The following is a 15481-nucleotide window of genomic DNA, read 5'->3' as shown; positions in this document are numbered from 1 at the left end:
TCCCCCGAACTGAGTTGCCCGAGACTGCGCTCGACACGCCGTGAGCGCCGACCATCTCGGGCATCTCAGTACGGCAAAGAAAGAGGGGGGCGCGTCTACGCTGGGCTCATGCCCACGCTTCTCCTCGTCCGGCATGGGCGTACCACAGCGAATACCGCGGGGATCCTTGCCGGCCGCGCCGCCGGAGTGCGGCTCGACGATGTGGGCCGCACTCAGGCGGCGCGCACAGGAGAGCGGCTGACGGCTGTTCAGCTCGCCACAGTCGTGTCGAGCCCTCTCGAGCGATGCCGACAGACGTCGCGGTTCGTTCTCGAGCGGCAGAGCGGATCGCCGGCGACCGTGATCGACAGGGGCATCACCGAGTGCGACTACGGGCAGTGGCAGGGCCGCTCGCTCCGCGATCTGGCGAAGGAGCCGCTATGGGCGACCGTGCAAAGCCAGCCCTCAGCCGCTGTCTTCCCGGGCGGTGAGGGACTGCTCGCGATGCAGGCGCGGGCTGTCGCGTCGATCCGACGTCATGACGCGGCGGTGGCCAAGGAGCACGGCGCCGACGCGGTGTGGGCGGCGGTCAGCCACGGGGACCCGATCAAGGCGATCCTTGCCGACGCGCTCGGGATGCACCTCGACCTGTTCCAGCGGTTGAGCATCGGGCCCGCGTCGGTGTCGATCATCCGTTACGGCCAGGGACGGCCCGAGGTCGTGGCGATGAACACGGAAGCGGGCGATCTGGGATGGCTGAGGGTCGCCTCGACCGAGGCGACGGTCGGCGGAGGCGCCGGGCACGACTAGGGCGCGGAAGGTCTGCTCGTGCGGAAGGGGCACACCGCAGAGGGGGCAGTCTCAGCACGACCACGTCGCCCTCGCACGAGGGTGCATCGTTGCCCGCTCGTATCAGAGATCCCGCCTGATACGTCAAAGAATGGCGGCGCGAAATTTTACCCGGCCAATGGACAGGGATCTGTTCACCCATCAGCGGGGAGTAGTCGCCGCACGCTTCGCAGGTTCTCGCCGCTTTTCCCGCGGATTATTGCCGCCTTCTCGCCGCCTCCCTCAGCAAGCGAATGCGCACTGAGTCGATACTCATGCCACGAACACGGTTCCTTCCTCTCGGAGGCGATAGCGTCACGCATTAATCAACCGCGCACAGGACCCGCGACAGACACGCCCTCTGCTGCGCAGTTCACGAAACCCGAGAAAGAGAACCATGACCGTGACCCGTTCTTTACGCCGCCGAGTGGCACTTCTCGCCGCCCTCTGCGTGATGGCGACGCTCACGTCCCTCTGGACGACCACTACGGCGGCGAACGCCGTCGATCTTCGCGATCAGATTCCCATTGTGGCAGGCACGGGATTGGAGCTACAAGGCGGCCGTCAGTGTGCGGTCGGCGCTGTGCTCAAGTCCAGAAACTGGATGTCATTCGCGACGCCATACAGACAAGCGACCCGCTACGCCGTCATGGCGAAGCACTGCGTCTGGGTAGGAGCAGAAGTGGAACTCTGGGGCCGGAACGTCGGCACGGTGACCTGGGAATCGCCGACCTACGACTTCGCTCTCGTCACCATTCGACCGTCGACCGCGCAACGTCCGGTGTGCTCCGGCGCCTCTCAGCTGCACCACTGCACCATTCCCGCCGCCACACCGAGAGCAGTCGGCAGGATCATCATCGACAGCCCCTCGGGGCCGCGGTCGGTGCCGATCTCGGGTATCGGAAGTCCCACGCCCGGCGAGCGCTTCTGCACCAGCGGCTCCATAACCAACGTCAACTGCGGATTCCACCCCGCAGGCGTTCCGCCAACGGGGTGGGAAGCCGGCCAGCTGGCGGCCCGATCGACCAACGGCCGAAACGTCGCGCCGGGAGACTCGGGAGCTCCAGTCATGAGCATTGGCGGCACGCTCTACGGAATCGTCATTCAAGCCGGGTACCCCCTCCACCGGGATCTTTTGGCCTATCTGTCGATACACGCCATCTTCCAGGACCTCGACAACGCTTACGCCATCGCGCCAGCCTAGGGACCGCGCAGGTGGGATAAGCGCTGCCGCCCACGGGCGACAGCTATCCCGTGGCGGACGAACACACCTCAGAAAGGCAGTCATGACGTTCACGCGTTCCGTGAGTCGCGCAGTGGCGCTTCTCGCTATTCTCTGCAGTGCGGCTCTTGCGCTCCTTGGTCCGGCCACTCCCGCAGCACGCGCCCAAAGCCTTCGTAATTCAGATCCCGATCGTGGCTGGTACGGCACTGGGGCCGGTCGGCGCTCGCCATCGCACCGTGGGTGCGGTCCTCAAGTCCAGGACGTGGATGTCACTCGTGACGCCGTTGAGACAAGCGACTCGCTGTGCCGTGCTGGCCAAGCACTGTACCGGCGTCGGAAGGGAAATCAGAGTCGGCGGGGAGGTCGTCGGCACGGTGACCTGGGCCTCGCCGACCTACGACGTCGCACTCGCCACGATTCCTCCGTCGATGGTGCAACGTCCTCGATGCGCCGGAGCGTCACAACTGCACCATTGCACCATTCCCGCCGCCACACCGAGAGCAGTCGGCAGGATCATCATCACCAACTTCGCGCGACCAGAGGCGGTTCCGATCTCGGGTACCGGAAGCCCCTCCCCCGAAGAATTCTTCTGCACCAGCGGCGCCGTGAGCTTCGTCAACTGTGGCTATCTTCCCACCGGCGTTCCGCCCGTCGGCTGGGGAGCCGGTGAACTGGCCGCGCGAGCCACCAATGGTCGAAACGTCATTTTCGGAGATTCGGGAGGTCCCGTCATGAGTATCGGTGGCACGCTCTACGGAATGATCGCCTTGGGCGGCTATCCCGTTTATCCGGACATGATGGGCTACCTGCCGATAGAGACCATCTTTCAAGACCTCGGTTATGAGTACAGCCTCGCGCCCGCTGAGGACTGTAGCTCTTCATCGAACGACCGACCAGCACTCAACAGAAAGGCGTCCCATGCAGTCCCTCCGACCACTGCGACGCAGTACGGCACTCCTCGCGGGCGTCTGCGGCATGGTCGCTCTCGTGACTCTCGGTCCCGCTGTACCGGCCGTGCACGCACAGACTCTTCGCGACCAGATTCCGATTGTCTCCGGCACCGCCCTGGAACTGCCGGGAGCCCGATGGTGCAGCGCGGGTGTCGTGCTCGAATCGCGTAGCTGGATCTCACGGGCCTCACCTATTGCTCGCGCCACTCGCTATATCGCACTGGCTCAGCACTGCGGCTCGCTCGGGAATGCCATCAAGGTCGGCGGTACTGTCGTCGGCACAATCACCTGGGTGTCACCGGTCGATGACCTCGAGATACTGACGGTGCCCCCGTCGACCGTGCAGAGGCCCGCCTGTATCGGGGCGTCTCAGCTGCACCACTGCACCATTCCCGCAGCGACACCGAAAGCGCTCGGCCGGATCGTTCTCGGCAGCGGAGGGCGCGAACAACCGGTTCCTGTCCATGGCGCGGGAATACCGGCGGTCGGCGAACGCTTTTGCACCAGCGGCGCCGTCAGCTTCGTCAACTGCAGTTACCGCACTATGGATGTTCCGCCGGCAGCGAGGGGATTCGTACCCGCGACTGCGCGGAGCGACAACGGCCGCACTGTCGCTCCCGGAGATTCGGGAGGTCCGGTAGCGAGCATCAACGGCACAATCTACGGCATCATCCTTTTTCAAGGACATGACGAGCACGCGGGCACAATGGGATATCTCCCGATAGACCTTATCGCGCAAGACCTCGGCTACGGCTACGATCTCGCACCGGCGTAATGGCGGAGCAGGCGACCGATGACACATAGTAGGGATTTCTTGAAGACAATGACCCGATCCATTCGCCGCGCAGTGGCACTTCTCGCTGTGATGTGCAGCTGCGCGAGTGGCGCAGCCCTCCCTCCTTCTGCCCCCGCGGCGAATGCTCAGAGTCTCCGCGACCAGATTCCGATCGTGGCTGGTTCGGCACTCGAGCTGCCGGGCGCTGGTCAGTGCACCGCAGGTGCTGTACTCAGATCTCGAACGTGGATGTCGCTCGCGACGCCGTTCAGGCAAGCAACCCGTTATGTCGTGCTAGCCAAGCACTGTGCCTCCGTGGACGATGAAATCGAGGTCGACGGCCAGAGTGTCGGCACGGTGACCTGGGTATCGCCGACCTATGACGTCGCGCTCGCCACGATTCCACCGTCGACCGTCCAACGTCCGGTGTGCGGCGGAGCGTCGCAACTGCACCACTGCACTATTCCCCCTGCCACGCCGAGAGCAGTCGGCAGGATCATCGTCACCAATTTCTCTCAGCCACAGGCGGTTCCGATCTCGGGTATCGGCAGCCCCTCCCCCGAAGAGCGCTTCTGCACCAGCGGTTCCGTGAGCTTCGTCAACTGCGGCTTCCGACCCGCCGGAGTTCCGCCTGTCGGATGGGGAGCCGGTCAATTGGCCGGCCGGACCCATAATGGTCGTAATGTCATGATCGGAGACTCGGGAGGCCCCGTCATGAGCGTTGGCGGAACGCTGTACGGCATCATCAACCGAGGCGGGTATCCCCGATACCCGGACATGATTGCCTACTTGCCAATAGAGACCATTTTCCAGGATCTCGGATACTCGTACGACATTGCGCCGGCGTAGGTCCTGCGCCGCCGACACATACTCCGATTTAACGATGACGAGAAGGACACCTTTCAATGAAGCTCATTCGTTCACTACACGGCGGCATCGTGTTCGTCGCCATCGTCTGCGTCCTTGCGGCTCTCGGCCCCGCTGTTCCGGCCGCGAATGCACAATCCTCACTGCGCAACCAGATTCCGATCGTCGCCGGCACCGCCATCGAGCTGCCGGGAGCACGATGGTGCACCGCTGGCGCAGTGCTCGAATCGAGAAGCTGGACATCACTCGTCGCACCATTTGCGCGCGCGACCCGCTACGTCGTCATGGCGAAGCACTGCGCCGACATGGGAGAGGCGATCAGGGTCGGCGACGCCGAGGTCGGCACAGTCACCTGGGAATCGACGACGTACGACGTCGAAATAGCGACTGTACCTCCGTCAGCGGTGCAACGGCCTGTCTGTAGCGGAGCGTCCCAGCTGCACCACTGCACCATTCCCTCCTTCACGCCGAGAGCAGTCGGCAGGATCGTCCTCAATCGTGGAGTGGTGCCGCAAGCCGTTCCCGTGACCGGCACAGGAATTCCGGCAGCAGATGAACATTTCTGCACCAGCGGCGCCTTCAGCTGGACAGACTGTCGCTTCCGAATTGTCGACAATCCCCCGAATACGCGGGTCGTCGGCCAAGTCACGGCCCGCAGCCTCAGCGGCCGCGGCGTCGTCCCGGGAGATTCGGGAGGTCCGGTAGCGAGTATCAACGGCACGCTCTACGGCATCATCATCGTTCAAGGGACCGGTGCGAACACAGGCCTGGTGGGGTACCTGCCGATAGAGAGAATCTTCCAAGACCTCGGCTATTCCTATGACATCGCGTCGGCCTAGTAATGGAGTCAGGAGTGTGCAGAACTGCCGCGCCTAAGTCGCCGACGCTGCCATTCCCCGAGTGACGCCGGGTGACGCCCTGGGCGCTAGAGCAACCACTTCATGCACCTGTACGGTGACGATTGATCATCAGAAAGAGACGTCTATGACTAGACTCCGTTCACTTCGTCGCACCGTCGTGGCCCTTCTCGCAAGCGTCTGCGGCAGTGTGGCTCTCGTGGCCCTCGGGCCCGCTGCACCGGCCGCGCAGGCGCAGTCGCTCCGCGAACAGATTCCGATCGTCGGCGGGACCGTCCTAGAAGTGCCGGAAGACCGATGGTGCACCGCTGGCGTGGTGCTCAAATCGAGGAGCTGGCTGTCACTAGCCTCACCCGTCGGTCAAGCGACCCGTTATATCGCACTGGCCAAGCACTGCGCCCGCCTGGGAAGCGACATCTCCGTCAGGGGCACTGTCGTCGGCACAGTCACCTGGGTGTCATCGAGATACGACCTCGAGATAGTGAAAATCCCCCCATCGACGGTGCAGAGGCCCGTCTGCACGGGAGCATCGCAACTCCACCACTGCACCATTCCGCCCGCCATCCCGAAAGCAGTCGGCCGGATCATCCTCCTCGACAGCGCCGGCCGCGAGCAAGTCGTTCCGGTCCGCGGCAAAGGACTCCCGGCGAACGGTGAGCGCTTTTGCACCAGCGGGGCCATCAGCTTTGTCAACTGCAGCTTCGAAACGGTCTACGTCCCACCCAGCGCGCGAGACATGCTCCCCGCGTGCGCCCGAAGTCGCACGACGCGCTCCATCGTCGGTGGAGACTCGGGAGGTCCCGTGGCAAGCACCGACGGCAAAATCTACGGAATTATCCTCCTCGAAGGTTATGGCCCGAAGGCGGGCCTGATGGGGTATCTACCGATCGATCTCATTTTCCAGGATCTCGGCTACACCTATGACCTCGCACCGGCGTAGCGGCAGAGTTGGCCGGTCGCGTAGACGAGGGACGCGACGCCGAGACGACACAGGGCGGCCTCTTCCCCCCGAATGAGGGCGCCACAACGTGCCTACCCCGTCCCTGCGGGAGAAACGATGAGGGGCGAGCCCCCGTCTGAGCCAACACTCACGCGACAATCACGCTGCCCTCGGAACCCAGGCCTCACAATGTCTCGTCACTCTCCGTGACAGAAGAGAACAAGCCAAAGGGCATTCATGACAGTTTCGCGTTCACCGCGCCGCGCCACGGCTATTCTCGCCGGTATCTGCGGCATAACCGCTCTCGCGACTCTCTGTCCGGCTCTCCCTTCGGCGAACGCTCAATCCCTTCGCGATCAGATCCCCGTTGTCGCCGGAACAGCGCTCCAACTGCGCGGTTATGGCTGGTGCACCGCGGGCGCTGTGCTTGAGCCCAGAACCTGGTTGTCGCGTGCAACCCCGATTGGTCGCGCAACCCGCTATGTCGTCCTGGCCAAGCACTGCGCGGGCATCGGGAGTGCCGTCGTGGTCGGCGGTCAGGTCGTCGGCTCGGTGACCTGGAGATCGGCCACCTATGACCTCGCGATAGCGACGATCCCGCCTTCCCAGGTCCAACGACCGGTCTGTAGCGGAGCATCCCAACTGCACCACTGCACCCTTCCCGACGCTACTCCCCGAGCAGTCGGCAGGATAGTCCTGCACAGCGGGCCGCTTCCGGCCACCGTTCCGGTTCCCGGTTTTGGCGTCCCGGCCGTCGGCGAGTTCTTTTGCACGAGCGGCGCCATGAGTTTTGTCCTCTGCGGATTCTCCTCCGTTCCTATTCCGCCGATATCATGGCCGCCTGGCACAGTAGCGGCCGGCACCTACGACGGCCTCATGCCCATCCCCGGCGACTCCGGCGGGCCCGTCGCGAGCTATAGCGGCAGGCTCTACGGCATCATCATCTCGGCGGCAATAAACGAGTACCGGGGTACCCTGGCGTATCTGCCCATTCCTCTCGTCCTCCAGGAACTCGGCTACATCTACGGTCTGGCGCCGGCCTAGCGGTGGCGCGGATGGCGATACTCTCATCGCAAAGAGAGCCGCGACTCTTTCACTGAATCAACATTCATGCCTCCGACAGTCGCCCTTACCCCTGCCGCGCTAGAGTCACTCACTCCCGCTCGTGAATCGTACGAGATTCCGGGACGACGAGCTACTCCACCGACACAAGGCTGTCGCTCACAGCCACAAGGAACCCCGATGCGCGTCACTTTGTCAGCACGCGGCACAGCAGCGCTCGTCGCCGGAATCTGTATTGTTGCGCTGCTCGGTCCAGCCATTCCTGCTGCGAATGCCCGATCCCTTCGCAGCGAGATTCCGATAATGGCCGGGACCGCACTCGAACTCACGGGCGCTCGTCGGTGCACCGCGGGGGCGGTGCTGCGCTCGAGAAGCTGGATTTCACGCGCAACGCCTATCTCACGGGCGACCAGGTACATCGTTCTCGCCAGGCATTGCACCGACCTGGGGAATCCGATCAGAGTGGGTGGCGAGGTCGTCGGTTCGGTGACCTGGGCGTCGCCGAATTACGACCTCGCGATCGCGACGATTCCGCCCTCAACGGCCCAGCGACCGCTCTGCGGCGGAGCATCCCAGCTGCATCACTGCGTCATTCCTTCGGCCACTCCGAAAGCCGTCGGCAGGATCATCCTCAATGATGGATCGGCGCAACGAGCCGTGACGATTCCCGGTACCGGAGTCCCGGCCGTCGGCGAACGCTTGTGCACCAGCGGCTCGGTGAGCTTCGTGAACTGCGGCTTCCGTATCGTCGACGTTCCTCGCAGCGACTGGAATCCAAGTGCAGCGGCCACCCGGACCTTCAACGGCCGCAACGTCATCTTCGGAGACTCGGGAGGGCCCGTGGCGAGCATCGGCGGCAGGCTCTACGGGATCATCCTCTTCAGAGGGGAGCCAGCGCATCCGGGGATGATGGGATACCTGCCGATATATGTCGTCTTTCAGGACCTCGGCTATTCCTACGAACTCGCGCCGGCCTAGCGGTGGCACCGGTCAACTGTGGATTCGAAATCACGGAAACTCTGCCTCAGGGCTTTCCACCGGGTTCTGAACTCGCCCGGCCCTGCGCCAAGCACCAATGGCCGACTGTACGGCATCCTTCTGCGCTGGGGACTGCGAACCTCTACAGGCATCATGGGCTATTTGCCGATTCCGCTCATCCTTCAAGATTTAAGATACAGCTACGACCTCGCGCCGCCATGATGACAGCGCCGTTTCCCTCTACCGTGCGCCACACCGGCGCTTTCGGTGCCACAATCTGTGGCGCGCACCACGTCGACCGAGTCCTCCTGCGGCTTTCACCTCATCCCTTTATTTCCCTCAGACGCAAGAAAGACCAGATATGAGATCTCCCTCCGCAGCGCGCCGCACGGCCGCGCTCTTCGTCGCCATCTGTGGACTCGCCACCGTCGTGACCTTCGGTCCGGCCGGGCCAGCAGCGACGGCGCAATCCCTCCGCGACCAGATTCCGATCGTCGCGGGCACGGCGCTCGAGGTGGAGGGCGCACGGTTCTGCACGGCGGGCGCCGTGCTCCGGGCCACAGGTCTGCTCTCCCGCGCCTGGCCCATCGCGAACGCGACCCGCTACGTCGTGATGGCGGGACATTGCGGCACAGTAGGCGAGACCGTCAAGGTCGGTGACGCCGTGGCCGGCACCATCACCTGGGTCTCCTCGGACTACGACCTCGCACTCGTGAAGATCCCGCCCTCTACTGTGCAGCGGCCAGTCTGCAGCGGCGCGTCTCAGCTCCACCACTGCTCTATCCCGCCCGCCACTCCGCGGGCCGTCGGCCGGATCATCCTGAACCGCGGCTCGACCCAGCAAGCCGTTCCGGTTCCCGGTTTCGGCATCGCCGGAGTCGGCGAACACTTTTGCACCAGCGGCGCCGTGAGCTTTGTCAACTGCACATTCGAAATTGCCTCTGTCAAGTCCTCCTGGCTCTCACCGGGTGAACTAGCCGCGCATACGACCACCGGCTTTTCCCTCCAGCCCGGGGATTCGGGTGGGCCGGTGGCGAACATCAGCGGCAGACTCTACGGCATCATCATCTCCGGAGGAGAAGATGACCACGCGGGCGTCTTCGGCTATATCCCGATGTCCACCATTTTCCACGACCTCGGATACGACTACGAACTCGCACCGGCTTAGCAGAACCGCCGAACGTTCGCGCCTGGCAGCTACCGAATGTCAAGCCAATACCTCGAGAAAGGCCGGTCTCCGGCGGTCTCGCCCGTTCGACGCGCCATGTCCCCGACTACCTCCAGGAAGGCACGAGTGACCACAATCCGCTCCGCGCGTCGCTCTCTCGCGAGGCTCGGCGGAATCTGCGCCGTCGCACTTCTCACACTCCTCGGTCCAGCAGCGCCCGCCGCGACTGCGCAATCCCTCCGCGACCAGATTCCGATCGTGGCGGGAACCTCCCTCGGAGTGGAGGGAGCCCACCGCTGTACCGCGGGCGCCGTCCTCCGCTCCAGCAGCATGATGTCGCTCCTGACACCGGTGGCGCGTGCGACCCGCTACGTCGTTCTGGCAAAGCACTGCGCCGGCCTGGGCGTCGAAGTCACCGTCGGTGGTCAGGTCGTCGGCACGGTGACCTGGCGTTCGGCAACGCACGATGTCGAGATCGTGACGGTGCCCCCGTCGATGATCTCCCGGCCCCTCTGTAGCGGCTCCTCCCAGCTCCATCACTGCACCATCAGCAACCCGACCCCGAGAGCGGTCGGGCGGATCGTCCTCAGCAACGGCGGCCTTCCCGAGGCCATCCCCATTCTGGGGACCGGCGTCCCGGCTTTCGGCGAGCGCTTCTGCACCAGTGGTGCGGTGAGCTTCACCAACTGCTCCTTTGAACTCGAGGAGGACGTGCCGGCCTTCGGGTGGGCGCCGGATGAGATGGCGGCCAGGACCTCCAACGGCTACAACGTCATCGACGGAGACTCGGGAGGTCCCGTCGCGAGCACGGGCGGCACGCTCTACGGCATCATCCTCGTCGGAGGGCGGGGTCGGATCGCGGGGATCATGGGCTACTTGCCGATCGACGTCATCTTTCAGAACCTCCGATACCGCTATGACGTCGCTCCGGCGTAGCGGCAGCGGCGATCTCACGCCACCGATCCGCGACCGCTCGTAGACTCGAAACATGCCCCCGATAGTCCATGAATTCGACTGGCCCGACCGCATCGTCGTCGGAACCATCGGCGCTCCCGGCTCGCGTTCCTTTTACCTCCAGGCCAAGGCGGGCCCCCGCGTGGTCAGCGTCGGGCTCGAGAAGCAGCAGTCGGCCCTGCTCGCCGAGAAGGTCGACGAGATCCTCGATCAGCTGATGACCGCCCAGGGCAACCCGGTGAGCGTTCCCGCGGGCACTCCTCCCGAACTCGTCGACAACGATCCGCTCGATCAGCCGGTGGAGCCGGAGTTCCGGGTCGGCGGGCTCAGCCTCGGCTGGGATCCGTCGACCGCTCAGATCGTGATCGAGGCGTACCCGCTGACCGAGGCGGACGAGGACGCCGTCGACGAACGGGAACCCACCGAGATGCTGCAGGTCAAAATCCCCGTCGGCACGGCGCGCGCCTTCGCCAAGCGCACGCTCGAGGTCGTCGGGGCCGGACGTCCGCTGTGCCCGCGCTGCGGCGAGCCGATGGACTCCGACGGGCACGCCTGCCCCCTCCTATGAGCACCGCCGGAGGGCTGGACGGCGAACTGGAGCTGGCCGGCCGGATCACCGTCGCCTCCAACGCGACGTTCCTCGCGCGGCTCGGCGACGCATCGGTTGTGTACAAACCGGTGTCGGGTGAGAAGCCGCTCTGGGACTTCCCCGACGGCGTCCTCGCCGGGCGCGAGGTCGCGGCGTACCTCGTGTCGGAAGCACTGGGCTGGAACGTCGTGCCGCACACCTGGCTCCGCGACGGACCGCTCGGGCCGGGGATGGTGCAGCTCTGGCAGGACATCGATCCGGAGCAGGGTGCGGTGGACGTGGTGCCGGCCGGCGCGATGCCCGAGGGGTGGCGGCACGTCTTCGACGGCAGCGATGAGGACAACCGCGAGATCTCGCTCGTGCACGAGGACTCGACGGCACTGCGGAGGATGGCCGTCTTCGACGTGGTCGTGAACAATGCCGACCGCAAGGGTGGGCACGTGCTGGCTCTGCCGGACGGGCACCGCTACGGAGTCGACCACGGGCTGACGTTTCACGCCGAGCACAAGCTGCGAACGGTGCTGTGGGGCTGGATCGGCGAGCCGCTGCTCGAGGAGGAGCTGACGGCGCTGGCGTTGCTGCGGCGGCAGGTCGACGGATCGCTCGGCGCCACCCTCTCGGAACTGCTGACCGAGGACGAAGTCGCCGCGTTCGCGAAACGCTGCGAGCGGCTCGGCTCCTTTGGGCGGTTCCCGGGTCCCCGCGGAGACATGCCGGCGGTTCCTTGGCCGCTGTTTTAGACGGGGATGTTCCCTACGAAGGATGAACACGATCGGCGCACCGCGAACACGCGGGGTCTGAGAGCCTTCGAGCGAATCCTTCCTTCGTTTGGAACGGCAGTCCCCGCTCAGAAGCTCCAGCCGCGCCCGAATAGCTCGTCGCCGACAGCCCCCGGCCCAGCCTCGCGGGCGCCGAGGTACGACGACACCACGGCGGCACCCAGGTCATCCGCTTCCGGATTCACCACGGAGCCGCCGACCCGGCTGGCGAGCGAGTCGATGAAGCGGGCGAGCCCTGGGTCCTCTCCCAGCCGGAAGAACGTCGTGTGCGCACCGAGGCGGGTGGAGGCGTCGAGTTCGCGGACCGAGACGGCGATGGTCACCGGGTCGGGCGGATAGTCGAAGAAGACGCCGCCGTCGGGCTCGAGGTGCGCGGTCGGTTCGCCATCGGTGACGATCAGGAGCACGGGCTGGGCGTTCGGGTGCTTGCGGAAGTGCCGGTTCGCCAGCAGGAGTGCGTGGTGCAGGTTCGTGCCCTTGTCCCACTCCGCGTCGAGGCCCACCAGCTGCTCGACGTCCATCACCTCGGCGCGTCGGCCGAACGCGACGAGCTGCAACGCGTCGTGGCGGAACCTGCTGCTGATCAGGGTGTGCAGAGCGAGAGCCGTGCGCTTCATCGGAACCCAGCGGCCGTCCATCGCCATCGAAAACGAAGTGTCGACGAGCAGAGCGACGCAGGCCTGCGTGCGAGCCTCCGTCTCCTGCACCTCGACGTCGCCGATCTCGATACGCACGCCGGAGCCGACCGAGCGACCCTCGCCTGCCGTGCGGGTGAGGGCGTTGGTCACGGTACGAGGGATGTCCCAGGCTTCGGTGTCGCCGAACTCCCAGGCGCGCGTCGCTCCCGAACGCTCGCCGGCCGCGCCCGCACGCCGAATGTCGCGGGCACCCTGGCGACCGGAGACGGTCTCGGCGATGTCCCGCAGTAGAGCCTTGCCGAGCTGCCGCATCGCCTTGGGGCTGAGCGCAAGGCGTCCGTCGGAGCCGCGGCGCAGGGTTCCGGAGTCGCGCAGCGCGCGCTCGAGGCGCTTCAGGGTCTGCGCGTCGACCGCGGCATCCTCGCCGAGGCGCTTCGCGAGCAGGTCGAGATCGAGGTCATCAAGGGGGGACCGTTCGGACTGGGCGAGCTGGTCGGCGAGCACGTCGAGGTCGGCCAGTTCCTGGAACACGCCGGTCCCGTCGCCGAGGCCGAGGCCCTGCTCGCCGTCCATCCGCTCGGAGCCGCCCCAGTTCTCGCCGGGGCGAAGCCCGCGCAGGGTCTCGTCGAGACGGCCGAGGGAGCGCATCAGCTCGGGGGTGCCGAAAGCCTGCTGGGCGAGGGCGTCGAGTTCGGCGCGCTGCTCGGCGGTCATCGAATTGCGCATCCGCTGGGCCGCGGCCGCGCGGGCGGCGAGGGCGTCGATCAGCTCCTCGACCGACTCGGGGTTTTCGGGGAAGTACTGGCCGTGCTGCGCCATGAAGGCGGTGAACTGCTCGACAGTCTCCTCGCCTCGGGAGTGTGCCTCGAGCAGCTCATTGAGATCGTGGAGCATCGCGTCGATCGCGGCACGGTCCTCGTCGCTCGCGTTCTCGAGCGCCTGCTTCATCCCCTCGAAGCGCTGATCGAGGAGTTCGCGGCCCAAGAGCTCACGGATCCGCTCGAAGTCGGCGCGCGCTTCGGGGCTCTGCCAGCGGTAGTCGCGGAGCTCCGAGACGGCCGCGGCTGGCGACGGCGGGAGACTGTCGAGCTGGATCTCTGCGAACGCGCGGTCGCTGTCGTCCAACTGCGCGTCGCGGGCGAGCTGCTTGCGCTCGGCGAGCACGGCCCGATCGAGCAACGCGCGAATCTCGCGGAGAGTGCCGTCGAGGTTGTTCTTCTGCGTCAGTTCCCGGCGACGCTCGGCCACTCGGGCGGCCAGGTCGTCAAGTCCCTCACGGTCGCGGCTGCCGCGGCGGAGAAATTCGCGCAGGGCGCGCTCGGGCGAGGTGCCGCCCATGACGTCTTCGCCGATGGCAGCAAGGGCCTCGGCGAGGTCGACCGGAGGGGCGAGCGGATCGGGTCCACCGTCGTACTTCGCGTAGCGCGCGTCGCGCTTGAGCCGCCGGTTGCCGCGCGGAGCATCAGCCATAGACGGCCTCGCCCCCGCCGGTCTCCTTGCTCAGCTTGCGCGACAGGTAGAGGCCCTCAAGGGCGAGCTCGACGGCTCCGGCCCGGCGCCCCTCCCCCACGGCGCCCAGGCGCTCGGCGACCTCGTCGTACACTCGCGCCTCGCCCAGCAGGGGCAGTCCGGCCAGGAACTCGCGCGCCGTCACCTGCTCGCCGGTGGTGACCATCGCGCCGTTCTCGACCGCCTCGACCAGCGGGCCGAGATCGACGCCGCGCAGGTGCGCGCGCACGGTCTCGGCGGTGGCCTGGCGGAGGAGGTGATCGAGGATCTCGTCCTCGCGCCCCTCCTCACCCGACTCGAATTCGATTTTGCCGCCGAGCACGTCGACCGCGGTCTCGAGGTCGATGGGGCGGGCGACCGCCTCCTTCTCACCGCGGCGGGTGGCGCGGTGCAGGGCGGCCGCGGCGATGGTCTCGGCGCCGGCGATGGCGAAGCGGGCGCTCACTCCGCTGCGCTGGTCGACGGAACTCGACTCGCGCAGGGCCCTTGTGAAGCGGGCGAGGATCTCGATCAGCGCGTCGGGCACGGTCGCGACGAGGTCCGCCTCCTGCCGGATCACGGCGATCTCATCGACCAGCGCCGTCGGGTAGTGGGTACGGATTTCGGCGCCGAAGCGATCCTTCAGCGGGGTGATGATCCGGCCGCGGTTGGTGTAGTCCTCGGGGTTGGCGCTCGCGACGACGAGCACGTCAAGCGGGAGGCGGAGGACGTAGCCGCGGATCTGGATGTCGCGCTCTTCCATCACGTTGAGCATCGCTACCTGGATGCGCTCGGCGAGGTCGGGGAGTTCGTTGATCGCGACGATGCCGCGGTGGCTGCGCGGGATGAGGCCGAAGTGGATGGTCTCGGGGTCACCGAGGCTGCGGCCCTCTGCCACCTTCATCGGATCGACGTCGCCGATGAGGTCGGCGACGCTGGTGTCGGGGGTGGCCAGCTTCTCGACATAGCGCTCCTCGCGCGCCTTCCACGAGACGGGCAGGTCGTCGCCGAGTTCGGTCGCGCGGCGCCGACTCGCGGTCGTGATCGGCTCGTACGGGTGCTCGCCCAGCTCGGAGCCGTCGATGACGGGTGTCCACTCATCGAGCAGGCCGACGAGGGTGCGCAGGAGGCGGGTCTTACCTTGGCCGCGTTCTCCCAGCAGCACGATGTCATGGCCGGCGAGCACCGCACGCTCGACCTGCGGGATGACGGTCTCGGTGAATCCGTGCAGGCCTGGCCAGGGGTCGCGGCCCTCGCGTAGAGCGTCGAGCAGGTTGTCGCGGATCTCGGTGCGGAGGTTCTTCTGCACGTGCCCGGAAGCGCGAAGTTGGCCGAGTGTCTGAATCGTGGGACGCATCACGCCGACAACCGTACGCCGCGGGTGCGGCGCATGGTTGTGGTCCG

At 66.0% G+C, this 15481-nt stretch carries 14 protein-coding genes; 12 read left to right on the top strand and 2 right to left on the bottom strand.

Annotated elements, in window-relative coordinates; genetic code table 11:
* The first annotated feature begins 108 nt into the window (after nucleotides 1-108).
* From B0H03_RS00275 to B0H03_RS00230, 12 genes are all read left to right on the top strand, one after another.
* Nucleotides 109-789, top strand: coding sequence for an MSMEG_4193 family putative phosphomutase (locus B0H03_RS00275; protein ID WP_104266141.1), 681 nt, complete (start codon nucleotides 109-111; stop codon nucleotides 787-789).
* Between the two features lie 415 nt (nucleotides 790-1204).
* Nucleotides 1205-2011, top strand: a complete 807-nt coding sequence (locus B0H03_RS16070) for a chymotrypsin family serine protease (RefSeq protein ID WP_127844066.1) — start codon at nucleotides 1205-1207, stop codon at nucleotides 2009-2011.
* A 939-nt stretch (nucleotides 2012-2950) separates the two neighbouring features.
* On the top strand, nucleotides 2951-3757 hold the full coding sequence (locus B0H03_RS00270) for a chymotrypsin family serine protease (RefSeq protein WP_104266140.1): 807 nt from the start codon (nucleotides 2951-2953) through the stop codon (nucleotides 3755-3757).
* Between the two features lie 315 nt (nucleotides 3758-4072).
* Nucleotides 4073-4606 carry a hypothetical protein gene (locus tag B0H03_RS00265; protein WP_127844065.1) on the top strand — a complete coding sequence of 178 codons (534 nt, stop codon included), beginning with the start codon at nucleotides 4073-4075 and terminating at the stop codon, nucleotides 4604-4606.
* A 56-nt stretch (nucleotides 4607-4662) separates the two neighbouring features.
* Nucleotides 4663-5463, top strand: coding sequence for a chymotrypsin family serine protease (locus B0H03_RS00260; RefSeq protein WP_104266138.1), 801 nt, complete (start codon nucleotides 4663-4665; stop codon nucleotides 5461-5463).
* Between the two features lie 145 nt (nucleotides 5464-5608).
* On the top strand, nucleotides 5609-6421 hold the full coding sequence (locus B0H03_RS00255) for a chymotrypsin family serine protease (protein ID WP_104266137.1): 813 nt from the start codon (nucleotides 5609-5611) through the stop codon (nucleotides 6419-6421).
* A gap of 237 nt (nucleotides 6422-6658) precedes the next feature.
* Nucleotides 6659-7465 carry a chymotrypsin family serine protease gene (locus B0H03_RS16065; RefSeq protein WP_127844064.1) on the top strand — a complete coding sequence of 269 codons (807 nt, stop codon included), beginning with the start codon at nucleotides 6659-6661 and terminating at the stop codon, nucleotides 7463-7465.
* A gap of 480 nt (nucleotides 7466-7945) precedes the next feature.
* Nucleotides 7946-8461 carry a chymotrypsin family serine protease gene (locus B0H03_RS00250; protein ID WP_104266135.1) on the top strand — a complete coding sequence of 172 codons (516 nt, stop codon included), beginning with the start codon at nucleotides 7946-7948 and terminating at the stop codon, nucleotides 8459-8461.
* A gap of 361 nt (nucleotides 8462-8822) precedes the next feature.
* Nucleotides 8823-9629 (top strand): trypsin-like peptidase domain-containing protein, encoded by an 807-nt coding sequence (locus B0H03_RS00245; RefSeq protein WP_104266134.1) that lies wholly within the window; start codon nucleotides 8823-8825, stop codon nucleotides 9627-9629.
* Between the two features lie 126 nt (nucleotides 9630-9755).
* Nucleotides 9756-10565 carry a chymotrypsin family serine protease gene (locus B0H03_RS00240; RefSeq protein ID WP_104266133.1) on the top strand — a complete coding sequence of 270 codons (810 nt, stop codon included), beginning with the start codon at nucleotides 9756-9758 and terminating at the stop codon, nucleotides 10563-10565.
* Between the two features lie 52 nt (nucleotides 10566-10617).
* On the top strand, nucleotides 10618-11151 hold the full coding sequence (locus B0H03_RS00235; RefSeq protein ID WP_104266132.1) for a DUF3090 domain-containing protein: 534 nt from the start codon (nucleotides 10618-10620) through the stop codon (nucleotides 11149-11151).
* The gene (locus tag B0H03_RS00230; protein ID WP_104266131.1) at nucleotides 11148-11912 is read left to right on the top strand and encodes an SCO1664 family protein; all 765 of its coding nucleotides are present in this window, start codon (nucleotides 11148-11150) and stop codon (nucleotides 11910-11912) included. Before B0H03_RS00235 ends, B0H03_RS00230 begins: the two co-directional genes overlap by 4 nt.
* 107 nt (nucleotides 11913-12019) lie before the next feature.
* On the opposite strand, the gene B0H03_RS00225 is transcribed toward B0H03_RS00230, so the two are convergent.
* Both B0H03_RS00225 and B0H03_RS00220 read right to left on the bottom strand, forming a co-directional pair.
* Nucleotides 12020-14059, bottom strand: coding sequence for a vWA domain-containing protein (locus tag B0H03_RS00225; protein WP_104266130.1), 2040 nt, complete (start codon nucleotides 14057-14059; stop codon nucleotides 12020-12022).
* Nucleotides 14052-15434 (bottom strand): MoxR family ATPase, encoded by a 1383-nt coding sequence (locus tag B0H03_RS00220; protein ID WP_104266129.1) that lies wholly within the window; start codon nucleotides 15432-15434, stop codon nucleotides 14052-14054. Before B0H03_RS00220 ends, B0H03_RS00225 begins: the two co-directional genes overlap by 8 nt.
* Nucleotides 15435-15481 lie beyond the last annotated feature (47 nt).

Source organism: Rathayibacter iranicus NCPPB 2253 = VKM Ac-1602, from assembly GCF_003149025.1.
Lineage (GTDB): Bacteria > Actinomycetota > Actinomycetes > Actinomycetales > Microbacteriaceae > Rathayibacter > Rathayibacter iranicus.
This window is presented reverse-complemented; position numbering and strand designations above follow the sequence as displayed.